14 protein-coding genes, 3 tRNA genes, 1 other RNA gene and 1 other annotated feature are annotated in these 14267 nt (G+C 46.4%); of the genes, 3 read left to right on the top strand and 15 right to left on the bottom strand.

Annotated elements, in window-relative coordinates; all coding sequences use genetic code 11:
- Positions 1 to 362: 362 nt before the first annotated feature.
- The 6 genes from KNP93_RS15445 to tadA all read right to left on the bottom strand — a co-directional run bounded on the left by KNP93_RS15445 (position 363) and on the right by tadA (position 4148).
- Positions 363 to 587 carry a YaaL family protein gene (locus KNP93_RS15445; RefSeq protein ID WP_026827023.1) on the bottom strand — a complete coding sequence of 75 codons (225 nt, stop codon included), beginning with the start codon at positions 585 to 587 and terminating at the stop codon, positions 363 to 365.
- Complete coding sequence (gene recR, locus KNP93_RS15440) at positions 584 to 1183, bottom strand: recombination mediator RecR (RefSeq protein ID WP_012368933.1); 600 nt, start codon at positions 1181 to 1183, stop codon at positions 584 to 586. The genes KNP93_RS15445 and recR overlap by 4 nt, the downstream gene beginning before the upstream one ends.
- Before the next feature lie 18 nt (positions 1184 to 1201).
- The gene (locus tag KNP93_RS15435) at positions 1202 to 1522 is read right to left on the bottom strand and encodes a YbaB/EbfC family nucleoid-associated protein (protein WP_012368932.1); all 321 of its coding nucleotides are present in this window, start codon (positions 1520 to 1522) and stop codon (positions 1202 to 1204) included.
- A gap of 23 nt (positions 1523 to 1545) precedes the next feature.
- The gene (gene dnaX, locus KNP93_RS15430) at positions 1546 to 3231 is read right to left on the bottom strand and encodes a DNA polymerase III subunit gamma/tau (protein WP_214856012.1); all 1686 of its coding nucleotides are present in this window, start codon (positions 3229 to 3231) and stop codon (positions 1546 to 1548) included.
- Positions 3232 to 3326: 95 nt separating this feature from the next.
- Positions 3327 to 3593, bottom strand: an RNA gene (ffs, locus tag KNP93_RS15425) — signal recognition particle sRNA large type.
- A 48-nt stretch (positions 3594 to 3641) separates the two neighbouring features.
- On the bottom strand, positions 3642 to 4148 hold the full coding sequence (tadA, locus tag KNP93_RS15420) for a tRNA adenosine(34) deaminase TadA (protein WP_131504504.1): 507 nt from the start codon (positions 4146 to 4148) through the stop codon (positions 3642 to 3644).
- Between the two features lie 108 nt (positions 4149 to 4256).
- On the opposite strand from tadA, the gene KNP93_RS15415 reads away from it, so the two are divergent.
- Together KNP93_RS15415 and KNP93_RS15410 are read left to right on the top strand one after the other, a co-directional pair.
- Positions 4257 to 4886 carry a deoxynucleoside kinase gene (locus tag KNP93_RS15415; RefSeq protein ID WP_131504505.1) on the top strand — a complete coding sequence of 210 codons (630 nt, stop codon included), beginning with the start codon at positions 4257 to 4259 and terminating at the stop codon, positions 4884 to 4886.
- Positions 4883 to 5560: a deoxynucleoside kinase gene (locus tag KNP93_RS15410; protein WP_012368928.1), complete on the top strand. Its 678-nt coding sequence runs from the start codon at positions 4883 to 4885 to the stop codon at positions 5558 to 5560. Before KNP93_RS15415 ends, KNP93_RS15410 begins: the two co-directional genes overlap by 4 nt.
- A gap of 39 nt (positions 5561 to 5599) precedes the next feature.
- Here KNP93_RS15410 and KNP93_RS15405 read toward each other — a convergent pair whose 3' ends face one another.
- The 8 genes from KNP93_RS15405 to pdxS form a co-directional block, all read right to left on the bottom strand.
- Positions 5600 to 6064, bottom strand: a complete 465-nt coding sequence (locus KNP93_RS15405; RefSeq protein ID WP_131504506.1) for a DinB family protein — start codon at positions 6062 to 6064, stop codon at positions 5600 to 5602.
- A 106-nt stretch (positions 6065 to 6170) separates the two neighbouring features.
- Positions 6171 to 6260: transfer RNA gene (locus tag KNP93_RS15400), tRNA-Ser, on the bottom strand.
- A 34-nt stretch (positions 6261 to 6294) separates the two neighbouring features.
- A tRNA-Ser gene (locus KNP93_RS15395) sits at positions 6295 to 6385 on the bottom strand.
- Positions 6386 to 6421: 36 nt separating this feature from the next.
- Positions 6422 to 6512 (bottom strand) — tRNA-Ser (locus KNP93_RS15390).
- A 137-nt stretch (positions 6513 to 6649) separates the two neighbouring features.
- Positions 6650 to 7927, bottom strand: a complete 1278-nt coding sequence (serS, locus tag KNP93_RS15385; RefSeq protein WP_131504507.1) for a serine--tRNA ligase — start codon at positions 7925 to 7927, stop codon at positions 6650 to 6652.
- Between the two features lie 63 nt (positions 7928 to 7990).
- Positions 7991 to 8199 (bottom strand) — a binding site (T-box leader).
- Positions 8200 to 8211: 12 nt separating this feature from the next.
- Complete coding sequence (locus tag KNP93_RS15380; protein ID WP_131504508.1) at positions 8212 to 9459, bottom strand: D-alanyl-D-alanine carboxypeptidase family protein; 1248 nt, start codon at positions 9457 to 9459, stop codon at positions 8212 to 8214.
- A 94-nt stretch (positions 9460 to 9553) separates the two neighbouring features.
- Entirely contained in the window at positions 9554 to 10132 is a 579-nt protein-coding gene (pdxT, locus tag KNP93_RS15375; RefSeq protein ID WP_214856010.1) for a pyridoxal 5'-phosphate synthase glutaminase subunit PdxT, read from the bottom strand.
- Positions 10126 to 11013, bottom strand: a complete 888-nt coding sequence (gene pdxS, locus KNP93_RS15370; protein WP_214856014.1) for a pyridoxal 5'-phosphate synthase lyase subunit PdxS — start codon at positions 11011 to 11013, stop codon at positions 10126 to 10128. Before pdxS ends, pdxT begins: the two co-directional genes overlap by 7 nt.
- 129 nt (positions 11014 to 11142) lie before the next feature.
- On the opposite strand from pdxS, the gene pdxR reads away from it, so the two are divergent.
- Positions 11143 to 12537: a MocR-like pyridoxine biosynthesis transcription factor PdxR gene (gene pdxR / locus KNP93_RS15365; RefSeq protein ID WP_131973721.1), complete on the top strand. Its 1395-nt coding sequence runs from the start codon at positions 11143 to 11145 to the stop codon at positions 12535 to 12537.
- Between the two features lie 61 nt (positions 12538 to 12598).
- Here the strand turns inward: pdxR and guaB are convergent, their stop codons facing one another.
- Positions 12599 to 14065, bottom strand: coding sequence for an IMP dehydrogenase (gene guaB, locus KNP93_RS15360; protein WP_012368922.1), 1467 nt, complete (start codon positions 14063 to 14065; stop codon positions 12599 to 12601).
- Between the last annotated feature and the right edge of the window lie 202 nt (positions 14066 to 14267).

Raw genomic sequence — 14267 nt, 5'->3', positions numbered from 1 at the left:
GATCAAACTCTCCATAAAGTGTTTGACTTGCTCGTTGTGTGACCGAAGTCACGTTGACGAAGCTTGCGCTTCATTCATTGTTTGTATCCAAAGATACGTTTTTTGCCTCATCGTTCAGTTTTCAAAGTTCGTCCGCGCCTGTTTTGGCGACTCAATTAGAATACCAAGTCTGAAACAATAAGTCAACAACTTTTTGAAAGAAGTTTTTTCTTGTTTCCGGCAGTGCGCTCATCCTCTTAAGGACAAGAATTAATATACCACGATAATTACAACCTGACAACTCTTTTATTAAATTAATTTTAAAAAGAAGATAAAAGAAGGCTACCTCCCCATTACTAGGCGGTAGCCTTCCTCTTTTTTCATTATAAGCGAACAGTCGGTAGCGAGACACGTCGTTTCTTCGCTTCTCTAATATAGAAGTAATAAACGGATTCAGCCAGCTTCATTTGAGCTTCGAGATCACCGTAGTCATCGTAACTGATTTCAAGCAAACGGCGTTTCATCAAGTAGTTTTCTTGTGCCTGCGCCAGTTCCCGAAGAAAACGTTCATCATATTCGCTCCGGATTTTTTTCCGAAACCAATTCATAACTCGCGTCTTCCCTCCATGGCACGGGATAACGTTACTTCATCCGCGTACTCTAAATCACCACCGACCGGAAGACCATGGGCAATCCGGGTAACACGAATACCCGTCGGTTTCAGCAGTCGGGAAAGATACATGGCTGTCGCTTCCCCTTCAATGTTCGGATTCGTTGCCAAAATGATTTCTGTAATGGCTTCATCCGCCTGCAAGCGCGTCAATAAGCTCGATACATTGATATCTTCAGGACCGATTCCTTCCATTGGACTGATTGCCCCGTGTAAGACATGGTACAACCCTTGATAGTCCCGCATCTTTTCCATCGCGATGACATCCCGTGAATCTTGAACGACACAAACGATTGTCCGGTTACGGTGTTTATCAGAACAGACGTAACATGGATCTTTATCTGTGATATTCCCACAGATGCTGCAGTACGAAATATCACGCTTTGCGCTTACAAGGGCCTTTCCGAACATCAGCACATCGTCTTCTTCCATATCAAGGACATGGAACGCAAGACGGACAGCCGTTTTCGGACCGATTCCTGGTAACTTCGTAAAACTTTCGATTAAGCGGCTGATTGCTTCAGGATATTGCAATTCGTTTCCCCCTACAGTTTAAAACATTCCCGGCATGTTCATTCCTTGTGTAAATTTACCCATCTTACTCGAAACGAGTTCATCCACTTTTTTCAAAGCATCATTCGTAGCCGCTAGAACGAGATCTTGAATCATCTCAACATCGTCCGGATCAACGACTTCTTCTTTAATGATGACATCGATGATATTTTTATGACCATCTGCTACGACTGAGACCATTTCGCCACCGGCCGTTCCTGTCACCGTCAAGTCCTTTAACTCTTCTTGCGCTTTCGCCATATCTTTTTGCATCTTTTGCATTTGTTTCATCATATTGTTCATATTCCCCATACCACGCATAATTCTTCCTCCTCTAACTGAAATTAGTCTTCGAATTCTACGATATCACCAAATCGTCCGAGCGTCTCGGACAACAATCGATCTTCTTCCGATTCGACTGCCACTTCTTTCTCTTCTATATTACTACTATTTCGTTTCGCAACAAACTCTGCTTTTAGTTCTTTCCAGTCACTATCGAGAATCGCAAGAATTTGACGTTTGACGCCACAGACCTCAAACAACGCTTCTTCAATGACGAAACGCGTCCGTTCGTTGGTCATGACCTGTTCAAAGTGCCATCCTTTTCCGTTATCGAATTCAATCAGCAACGTATCCTCTGAGCATAAGACCGGTTTACTTTCGTGTACCAAAGAATAAATCGGACCATCTTGTTTTAGAATCAATTTCAAAATGGCATCCCAACGTTCTTGAATCTCAAGAAGCTGCGTCTTCTCTGCACGACTCAACATTTGCCGAATTCTTTCCTTGGCAATCCGTACTGTCGGTCGTGCTTGTTTTCGCTTAGCGGGCTGTTGGGCAGTGGCTCCTTCGGCAGCCGGGACTCCGGTCACTTTTAACTGATGCATCTGTTCCTTCAGTTCCCGTACCTCTTGTTGCAAACTTTGCATGATTTGTCCTGTCGTCCGTCCTTGTTCCGCGATCTGAATGAACGCAATCTCGACTAGAACACGGGGATGGTTCGTCAAACGCATCTGCTGCTGGCAGTCATGTAACTGTTCAATGACGTGGAAACATGTTTCTGTCTCGATCGTCTCGACGAATGTCTTGAACGCTTCCGTCGGTCGAGCCCGTTCCAGTAAATCAACTGCTGTCGGAGACGTTTTGAGTAGCAATGTATCACGATAGAAAAACACCAAATCTTCAACGAAACGCTTTAAGTCTTTTCCTGCACGTTGCATTTTTTCAAGCGTCTGCAACAACTGGTCGACTTGATGAGCTTGCAGGGCATTGGCGACCGCAAGCAATGCTTCATCCTCGACCGCACCCGTCACTTCTAATACGGCATCATCATTTAAGTCTCCATTTGAAAAGGCAACTGCTTGATCGAGCAGACTTAATGCATCCCGCATTCCGCCATCCGCAGCCCGGGCAATCAATCGTAACGCCGTTTCCGTGTAGCCGATCGTTTGATCCGACAAGATGTACTGCATCCGTTCCATTAATTGATCCACTTCATGCCGTTTCACATCAAAACGTTGGCAACGTGAAATAATCGTCGCCGGAATTTTATGCGGTTCTGTCGTTGCCAGGATGAAAATCGCATGTGCCGGCGGTTCTTCCAATGTTTTTAATAACGCATTGAAGGCACCGGTCGATAACATATGGACTTCATCGATGATATACACTTTGTACGCTGCTTCCGATGGCGGATATTTGACCTTATCCCGGATTTCACGGATTTCATCAACACCGTTGTTGGACGCGGCATCGATTTCAAATACATCAGGACTTGATCCTTCTGTAATCGCCCGACATGTCGGACATTCGTTGCATGGTTCATTTACAGGCGCTTTTTCACAGTTGATTGCCTTCGCAATGATTTTTGCCAGACTTGTTTTCCCCGTCCCCCGTGGTCCAGAGAACAGATAGGCATGTGACATCCGTTCTTCCATCAAGGCGTTTTGAATCGTCCGGGTAATGTGGGCCTGTCCGACGACTTCATCAAAACGTTGCGGCCGGTACACCCGATATAATGCTTGATAGGCCAAGTTTGCGCCTCCTCTATTTATAATCCTCTTTCTATTCTACCTAAAAAAGTCTACAACCGGAACCGGCTGTAGACTTGTTATCTAAAATTAAACTGCCGCGCACCATATTCTGAAATAGGTTCAACATGCGTTACTCACGCAGCCTGCTCAGTCCAAGCACTCCTGCGGCACACAGAGAGCACCACTTAAGGCTGCTTCCTTCCGGACCTGACCTGGTTCATGGGTATCTGTTGCGCAGGACTCAAACGTCAACGCTACTTACGTAAGGCAGACCACACCAATCCTATCCCTCGATATGGAATTCAGTCTCGCTATAGCGGATTGCGAGTGACAGGGAACCGCTACATCCCCACCTAGCACGGCAAATGGTTTATCGTATTTTAGTGGCACTTGTTTCGAGTGCTTTTTCATTATACTGTTTCATCGGTCCCGTTGCAACCCATTGCCCGTTTCTGTTGTTTCTTTTTCGCCCGAAGCTCCCGGAAAAATGTAGTCAGCATCTCGCCACACTCCTGTTCAAGGACACCACCTGTCAATTGTGACACATGATTGAACCGGTCATCCTGAACCAGATTCATCAACGTTCCGCAACAGCCGCCTTTCGGATCGACCGCTCCGAAGATGACGTGTTCGATCCGCGACAGCATGATGGCTCCGGCACACATCGGACAAGGTTCGAGTGTCACATAGAGTTCGCATCCTTCGAGACGCCAGTTGGCGAGCTTCCTGCAGGCTTCTTCGATCGCTAACAGCTCTGCATGCGCCGTCGCCTGATGATTCGTTTCCCGGTGGTTATAACCGGTCGCGATCACCTCATCCCCTTTAACAATGACACAACCAATCGGGACTTCTCCGATGGCTTTTGCTTTTTTTGCTTCCTCAATGGCAAGGTGCATATAGTGTTCATGCCGTTCCATCATCACACTTCCTATCTTTACAAAAATTCTCTCCGGGAAACTTCGGCAGGTGCCCCTGCTTTGTGCTAAAATATAAATTGCACTTTGCTGAACGGAGGGTAATTGAATATGTTCATAACGGTTGAAGGACCCATTGGTGTTGGAAAAACTTCACTTGCTAACGCCATCAGTCACCATTTCTCATTTTCTATGTTACGCGAAATCGTCGAAGAAAATCCCTTTCTTGGAAAGTTCTATGAAGACATTGAAGAATGGAGTTTCCAAACGGAAATGTTCTTCCTGTGTAATCGCTTTAAGCAACTCGATGATATCGAACGTCACTATCTCAGTAAGCAACGCTCTGTCGTCGCTGATTATCATATCTTTAAAAATCTTATTTTTGCCCATCGTTCTCTGAAAGTCGAGCACCTCGATAAGTACGAACAAATCTATTCGATCCTGACAACGGATATGCCTAAACCGGATGCCGTCATTTATTTAGATGCAAGCATCGACACATTGATGAAACGTGTTGCTTTACGAGGACGTGAGATTGAAGAAAACATGTCACGTGCTTACCTCGAACAACTGGCAGCTGATTACGAAACGTTCGTCACGGATTATCAATTCAAACATCCGGAAGTGAAAGTCATCCGTTTCAACGGAGATGAACTCGACTTCGTCAAACGTCCGGAAGATTTAGAATATGTCCTGACAAAGATCCGCAATGAATTATATGAAGGAGCGAACCACGCATGAACTCGAAGTTACGCGAAAAGTACAACATCCCGGCAGACGCCGTCATCACGATCGGCGGAATGGTCGGTATCGGTAAATCGACGATTACAAACGGTCTAGCAGACTCACTTGGTTTCCGAACATCTCTTGAAAAAGTCGATACGAACCCTTACCTCGACAAATTTTATCATGATTTCGAGCGGTGGAGCTTCCACTTACAAATTTACTTCCTTGCTGAACGCTTTAAGGAACAAAAGAAAATCTTCCAATACGGTGGCGGCTTTATTCAAGACCGTTCGATTTACGAAGATACAGGTATCTTTGCGAAGATGCATTTCGAAAAAGGAACGATGTCGCCAACAGACTATGAAACGTACTCGAGTTTATTTGACGCGATGGTCATGACACCGTTCTTCCCGCATCCGGATCTCCTGATTTATCTCGAAGGATCGTTTGAACAAGTTTTAGAGCGGATTCGTTTACGCGGACGCGAAATGGAACAACAAACGCCAATCGAGTATTGGGAAGAAATGTACGAACGCTATACGAACTGGATCAATAACTTCACGATCTGCCCTGTCCTTCGTCTATCGATTGACGAATACGATTTGTTGAACGAACCGGAATCCATCGAACGGATTTTATCAAAAATCGACAAACAACTTGAAGTTGCCCGCACAGCTAAAATCCGCTAATCCAAAAGCCCGTCGACGGTTAGGTCGACGGGCTTTTTTTCATGCTACGGTTACTTGTTCAATTTGAGCCCGGTGATGCAAATCGTGTTGCATCATGGCACCTAAAAAGTCGAGAAGCGAAATCGTTTTTCCTTTTGACGTGAATGTATCCGTCAACCGGTCTTCCGGAATCAGTTCAACGGCACGGTGCAACCGGTCACGGCTGACTAAAAATTCATCAATCGTCAAAATCCGTTGTTGTTCCCGGCTCATTTTTGCAGCCTCTTCGTTAACAGCCTCGCTGTCCGGTTTCACACGGAACGGCTCATTGGCCAAAATATATGGCAAGCGTTCCGCGACAAGGAACCGGTCCCACGGCGATAAATGACCAATGATTTCAGCGACTGTCCATTTCCCTTCCGCATAAGGTGTCCGCCATGCTTCTTCCGGTATATGTTCAAGACCACGAACAAAATCCATCGTGTCCTGATAATGCGTGAGTAACGTTTGTTTAGTGAGTGTCATAGTTGCTGCTCCTTTTTCTGTCTAAGATGTAGGAAAACATAGCATGCCACTCTCGATGGAAGCAATAAAAAAGCACCTCACCATGAATGGGAGATGCTTATATAAGCGGAGTCGGTGGGATTCGAACCCACGCGGGCCTTGCGACCCCTAACGGATTTCGAGTCCGTCCCCTTCAGCCGGGCTTGGGTACGACTCCATGTTACATGTAATTTTAGGTAAAAAAAAAGAAGTGGAGGAGGCGGTGGGATTCGAACCCACGCACGGCTTTCGCCGCCTGACGGTTTTCAAGACCGTTCTCTTAAACCACTTGAGTACGCCTCCAAGTTATATGTAGTTTTCAGGTAAAAAAAAAAGAAATGGAGGAGGCGGTGGGATTCGAACCCACGCACGGCTTTCGCCGCCTGACGGTTTTCAAGACCGTTCTCTTAAACCACTTGAGTACGCCTCCGTACTTATAATTGCGCGTCGTGTTGTACGAGCGCCTTCCTGACATAAATTATGATAGCATCTTGGTTTTATTGTGTAAAGCCTTTTTCTAAAAAAACTTTTTAAAAAATCAGAAGGGGGAAATCTCCCCCTTCCTACTTATCCTTGAATGACTTCAAGACCGCCCATGTATGGACGAAGTACTTCTGGAATAACAACTGATCCATCTGCTTGTTGATAGTTCTCAAGAATTGCCGCTACCGTCCGTCCGACTGCAAGTGCAGATCCGTTTAACGTATGGACGAATTCCGGTTTGGCATTCGCTTCCCGACGGAAACGGATTTGTGCCCGGCGCGCTTGGAAATCTTCAAAGTTTGAGCAAGAAGAAATCTCACGGTACACACCTTGGCTCGGCATCCAAACTTCGATGTCATATTTCTTCGCAGCTGTGAAACCAAGATCTGCTGTACACATGCTTAAAACTTGATACGGAAGTTTGAGTAATTTCAGCACGTCTTCTGCTTGTCCTGTCAATAACTCAAGCTGTTCGTATGATTCTTCCGGTTTGACGAAGCGGACCAGTTCCACTTTGTTGAATTGGTGCTGACGGATCAAACCGCGGGTATCACGGCCGGCAGAACCTGCTTCAGACCGGAAACATTGGCTGTAGGCTGCATAACCGATTGGTAATTGATCGGCTGACAGGATTTCTTCCCGGTGCATGTTCGTCACCGGTACTTCTGCTGTCGGGACAAGGAAATAGTTGGTGTCTTCGACTTTGAACGCATCTTCTTCAAATTTCGGAAGCTGTCCTGTTCCTGTCATAGAATCGCGGTTGACCATGAGTGGCGGAAGAATTTCCGTATAGCCGTTTTTATCCTGGTGTAAATCCATCATGAAGTTGATCAATGCCCGCTCGAGACGTGCACCGGCACCGCGGTAAAAGACGAATCGGCTGCCCGTTACTTTTCCGGCACGCTCGACATCAACGATTTTTAATTGCTCCATCAAATCCCAGTGCGGTACAGCTTCAAAATCAAATGCCGGTTTATCGCCGACTTCGCGGATGACGACATTATCGTCTTCCGTAGAACCGATTGGGACACTGTCATGGGGAATGTTCGGAATCCCGAGCAACAACAGGTTTAGTGTCGCTTCGACTTCACGCAATTCTTCATCAAGCGCTTTGACTTCATCGCCGACTTGACGCATCGCCGCAATCGCCTCATCCGCATTTTCTTTGTTGCGTTTCAGTTCTGCGATTTTTTTTGTTGCTTCATTGCGTTCTGCTTTTAGAACTTCTGTTTTCGCAATCAGTTCCCGGCGCTTTTCATCAAGTGCGAGGAACCGGTTCATGTCCGTCAAATCTTCCCCCCGGTGTGCTAGTTTTTCTTGGATTGCGTCAAAATCCTGACGCAGACGTTTAATATCAATCATCTTATTTCCTCCTTTTTTTCAATAAAAAAAGGCAATCCATCCCTCTCCGGTTCTAAAAAACCGAAGAGGGACGAATCACCTGGATCCGCGTTGCCACCCTCATTGCTAGTCGTACTAGCCAACTCTAAAGACGCGATAACGGGCGTACCCGCACCTTGTTCGCAAGGTGTGTGATCCGGCTCGATTCAAAGTATCCTTCTGACTAGTTCGCACCACCCACTAGCTCTCTTAACAGAATAAATGCTTCTACTTGGTCCGTTCATGACATCATTATGAGATTAGCTTTACTTTACACTATCCCCTTTAAGGTTGACAAGGGTTGGTTGATGAATCGCTTGACTGATTTTTTTGGACCAGGCCGAAACTGCACGGAACAAACGTGTCTGGAAGCTCGCCAGTTCAACTTTTTCAGCACTGGTTACGACAGCCTGAGGAACGGAAAAGCCGGGCAAGTACCGTCCGGCGTCCTCCACTTGGACCGTCCCGATGGCTTCACCCCGCTTTAAAGGGGCTTCGGCTTTTGAAAATTGAAAGACGGGCGTCTGGGGTTTCGGCTGATTTTTTAATACCGTCACGTATAAAGCTGTTTTCGTCACAACATCATAACGGGCTTGTTTTGCCCCTCGGATCGGTAAGGCGCCTTTAATTTGTTCTCCTTTTCCGTAATACGTCAACGGTTCAAAAGAAGAAAAACCATAATCGAGCAATTTTTTCGTTTCGGCGAATCGGGCTTTATCCGATTTGGTGCGCATGACGACCGAAACGAGCGTTAAATTCCCACGGGTTGCGACACTCGCAAAACAGTAACCGGCAAGATCCGTCGTTCCGGTCTTCATTCCCCGCATTCCGCTGTATACATACGGTTGACGCGGCAACATCTTATTGGAGTTTTCCACCTTCGCTCCATTGATTGTAATGAATGAACGTTTCGTCACATCTAATACATCTGGATAGTCTTGAATGTAACGGATGATCAAAAGCGAAATATCCATCGCCGTCATCAAGTTCGTTCCCGGTAATGTCGCATCGACAGCATCCAGTCCGGATGCATTTGCATATTCCGTGTCTTTCATTCCCAGTGCGGCCGCCGTTTCATTCATCCGTTCGACGAATTGTTTTTCCGTTCCAGCCATGACTTCTGCCAACAGGACGGCAGCATCGTTAGCCGATTTAATGAAGGCCGCATCATACAGTTCCCGAATCGTATACGTTGTTTTCCGAATCGGTAACCGGGCAATTCCTTGTGTTTTCGCAAGTTTCAACACTTTTCCACTTGGTCGAACCGTTTGATTCCACGACAGTTTTTTCTGCTCAATTTGCTGACGCACTAGATAAAGTGTCATCAATTTTGTCATCGAAGCCGGCGGTAACGACAACTCAGCCTGTTCAGCCAATAAGATCTTACCTGTCACAGCATCGACCATTATGTAAGATTCCGCCTGAATGTCCGGTGTTTCCGCATAGCCTGTCATCGGTGACAAACCAGCTGTCAGTATAAGTACACTCAGGAAGAGTGTGAAAAGACGTTTCATCGGTCCTCTCCTTCAAATGATGTTCTATCTTTTCAGTGTAGCACAAAAAAAGAAACCGACAGCCGGAAACTGACGGTTTCTCTGTTGCTTTTGATCAAACAGAAACAGCATTACGCTGTCTGATTTTTTGAATGAAATAGTCATGAAGACGTCGGTCTGACGTTAACTCCGGATGGAAGGAGCAGGCGAGATGGAGGTCCGTCTCGACGGCAACGGCCGCTGTTCCCAGCGTAGATAAGACGCGTACGCCTTCTCCGACCTGTTCGACAAAAGGAGCTCGGATGAAAACAGCTTCGATATCCTGCCCTACGCCTTCGACAATCAAAGATGTCTCAAAACTGTCGACTTGTCGCCCAAACGCATTTCGCTTTACTGTCATCGGGATGGCTCGTAAATGGGCAGGACTTTCACTCAATTCACTTGCCAGTAAAATCATTCCGGCACATGTACCGAACATCGGTAACGTATCAATTTGAAGCCGCAAGACATCGAGCAATCCATAGCGATCAATCAACCGGCGTATCGTCGTTGATTCCCCGCCCGGTAAGATTAAACCGTCGATCCCTTCCAAGTCCGCAGCCGACTTGACGATCATCGTTTTGACTCCGAGTGTATGAAGCATCTCCTGATGTTCCCGGACCGCGCCTTGGACACCTAATACACCAATTACCATCCGCGTGATGCCATCCGTTCTTCAAACGGCATCGACGTCACATCGATTCCTTTCATCGCTGTGCCCAGTCCTCTCGAAAGATGGGCAATCCGTTCGAAATCATCTTTATACGTAACGGCTTCGACGATAGCTTTCGCCACGCGTTCCGGATGTTCCGATTTAAAGATACCAGAACCGACAAACACACCATCGGCTCCGAGATGCATCATCAAGGCGGCATCGGCCGGCGTCGCAATTCCACCCGCTGCAAAATTGACGACGGGAAGACGCCCTGCTGCTTGAATCTGTTGTAATACTTCGTAAGAGGCTCCCCACTCTTTACTGCGTGTCATCAATTCATCGGGTTGTGAATGAAGAATCTGCTGAAGTTGCGCTTGAATCTTCCGCATATGACGAACAGCTTCCACGACATTGCCCGTCCCCGGTTCCCCTTTTGTCCGGATCATGGCCGCTCCTTCTGCAATCCGTCGTGCTGCTTCCCCTAAATCACGTGCTCCACAGACAAACGGGACTGTAAACGCCGATTTCAACAAATGATATTCTTCATCTGCCGGCGTCAGGACTTCACTTTCATCGATAAAATCAACACCTAATGATTCAAGAACCCGTGCTTCCACGATATGTCCGATACGGCATTTCGCCATCACCGGAATCGACACGGCCTGCAAGACGTCTTCTGTAATGAGTGGATCAGCCATCCGGGCCACTCCACCGTCACGCCGGATGTCCGATGGTACCCGTTCAAGTGCCATGACTGCCACCGCACCGGCAGCTTCTGCGATTTTAGCCTGCTCCGCATTCACGACGTCCATGATGACACCACCCTTTTGCATTTCGGCCATCCCTCGTTTGACACGATCTGATCCTTGTTGTCGCTCCATCATTTTGAACTCCCCCTAGACATTGATAGTATTTCCAATCGGTGATACTTTTTAGTATATTCTTCGTTGACTATTTTAAAAGTATCAGTTTATGATGAATTAACCAGGTCAGTGAAAAGGAGACAATCTATGGACATGTTATCGTTTGAGTTAGTACGGGAGGGAAACCGTCCGTTGTATGAACAGCTGTATCAACAAATACGTCAGGAAATCATTGAAGGACGCCTGGCCTACGGGACGAAATTACCGTCAAAACGAAAGCTTGGCCAGTTTTTAAATCTCAGCCAGACGACCATTGAACTGGCTTATCAACAATTGGTCGCAGAAGGATATGTCGAATCCGTTTCCCGGAAAGGTTACTTCGTCTTAGCGTATGAAGAGCTGGCGTATGTTAAAACAACACCTTTGCCGACAAGCCAACGGACAAATCAAAAACCGACCATGCGGTACGATTTTCACCCAAGTAAAATCGACGGCTCCTCTTTTCCTTTTTCACGTTGGCGAAAACATGCCAAGGATGTCATCGATGAACAACATCAATCACTCGTCTCCCTCGGACATCCGCAAGGTGATTTAGCGTTACGTCTTGAGATTGCGACGTATCTTTATCATTCACGAGGGGTCGTCTGTTCTCCAGAACAGATCATCATTGGTTCCGGCGTCGAACAACTTCTGCCGCAAATCATCTTTTTGTTAGGAAAATCGACGACTTATGGTATTGAAGATCCAGGGTATCATGCGACACGCTTAATCCTTGAAAGTCATGAACGAAAGACCATTCCGATTCCTGTCGACCAAAACGGTTTAACGATTCATTCTCTGATTCAAAGTCCAGCCGATGTGATGTATGTGACACCAGCCCACCAGTTTCCGTCCGGCAGTATTCTGTCTGTCAATCGACGCCGGCAGCTGCTAAACTGGGCAGCTGAATCGGATAGCCGTTATATCATTGAAGATGATTATGACAGTGAATTCCGATACAGTGGAAAATCAATTCCTTCCTTGCACAGTATGGACAGTGAGCGGGTGATTTACCTGAGTACATTTTCAAAATCGTTAATGCCCTCCCTTCGAATCGGATATATGGTGCTGCCCCGCCCTTTACTAGAACGATATCAAACTGAATTTCCGTACTACACGTGCAGTGTCTCCCGATTTGATCAAACGATTTTGACACGCTTCATGAAAGAAGGCGACTTTGAGAAACATTTGAACCGGATGCGAAAAATCTACCGTCGGAAACTCGATGTCGTCGTTCACGCTCTCCGGGATGTTCCGTTTCTGCGATTGACGGGGGAAAGCGCCGGCCTTCATATCGTCCTTTCCGTCTCAAACGGAATGGACGAACAGGAGTTACTGCGACGGGCGAATGAATCTTCCATTCAAGTGTATGGTTTATCAGATTATGCCCAACTTCCGTTATCCACAGTTCATCCACAGATTGTTCTCGGATTTGCAAGTCTGACAGAACAACAGTTGAATCAAGGGCTTACTGAGCTCGTTTCAGCTTGGCAGTTACAGTAAGTTTATCCACAAGGTTATCCACAAAAAACCCTGCGACCTTCATTGGCCGCAGGGTTTTGAATTATTGACGCGTATAGTTTGAAGCTTCTTTTGTAATTTGAATGTCGTGAGGATGGCTTTCCTGTAAACCTGCACCTGTCATCCGGATAAACTGTGTTTCTTCACGTAATTCTTCAAGTGAAGCAGAACCACAGTATCCCATTCCTGAACGAATGCCTCCAACGAGTTGATAAACAGAGTCACCCAGTTTACCACGATATGCCACACGACCTTCTATTCCTTCTGGAACAAACTTCTTGTCGGCTTCTTGGAAATAACGATCTTGGCTACCGCGCTTCATTGAAGCTTCCGATCCCATACCACGATACGTCTTGAATTGACGACCTTGGTAAATTTCCATTTCTCCCGGACTTTCCTCTACACCAGCAAGCAAGCTACCCAACATGACAGCATGACCACCTGCTGCGAGTGCTTTGACGATATCCCCTGAATACTTGATTCCACCATCGGCGATAATCGAGACACCGTGCTTGCGGGCTTCTGTCGCACAATCAAAGACAGCTGTAATTTGCGGAACCCCGACTCCTGCAACGACACGTGTCGTACAAATTGATCCCGGTCCGATTCCGACTTTGATGACTGAAGCACCTGCTTCAATCAAATCACGTGTCGCTTCAGCTGTCGCCACGTTTCCTGCGATGATTGGCAAGTTCGGATATTCATCACGAAGTTCACGTACCTTCACGAGAACCCCTTCTGAGTGACCGTGCGCCGTATCGACGACCAATGCGTCAACTCCTGCATCTACGAGGAACTTGGCACGAACCGATGCATCTTTTGTGACACCGACAGCTGCTGCAACGAGCAGACGTCCAAATGAATCTTTTGCTGCATGTGGATATTGCTCAACTTTTTCAATATCCTTTGTTGTAATCAATCCTTTTAAAACACCGTTCTCATCAACGAGTGGCAATTTTTCAATCCGATGTTTGTGAAGAATCTGTTCTGCTTCTTCTAAAGAAGTACCGACTTTTGCTGTAACCAGTTCTTCTGTCGTCATGACGGTTTCGATGACGGTAGAGTAATCTTTTACGAAACGAAGATCACGATTCGTTAAGATACCGACCAGTTTACGCTCCGTTTCATTATTGACGATCGGAACACCCGAAATCCGGTATTTGCTCATCAAATATTCAGCATCATAGACTTGTCGTTCTGGCGTGAGATAAAAAGGATTTGTAATGACACCATTCTCAGAACGCTTAACACGATCCACATGCTCGGCTTGATCTTCCATCGACATATTCTTATGAATGACGCCGAGACCCCCTTGACGTGCCATTGCAATGGCCATTGGAGCTTCTGTTACAGTATCCATTCCAGCACTGATTAAAGGGATGTTTAATGTAATCCCTTCGCATAATGTTACTGACAAATCAACATCTCGCGGTAAGACACTTGAACGACGTGGTACGAGCAAGACGTCATCAAACGTCAAGCCTTCTTTAGCAAATTTGTTCTCCCACATGTTATCCACTCGCTTTCTCTTCTATAAAAGAATATTGATGTTATGGTAACAAGCGAGAGGTGTCATGTCAATGACTCCACCAATAATCAGAACAATCAGAAGTTTCACATAACACAAAAAGACCGACCTGCAAAATGCAGATCGGTCCTTCACTTGCCTGGCAACGTCCTATCCTCACAGGGGGAAGCCCCCAACTACTTTC

The organism is Exiguobacterium sp. s166 (assembly GCF_018618855.1).
In the GTDB taxonomy this organism is placed as follows: Bacteria; Bacillota; Bacilli; order Exiguobacteriales; family Exiguobacteriaceae; genus Exiguobacterium_A.
This window is presented reverse-complemented; position numbering and strand designations above follow the sequence as displayed.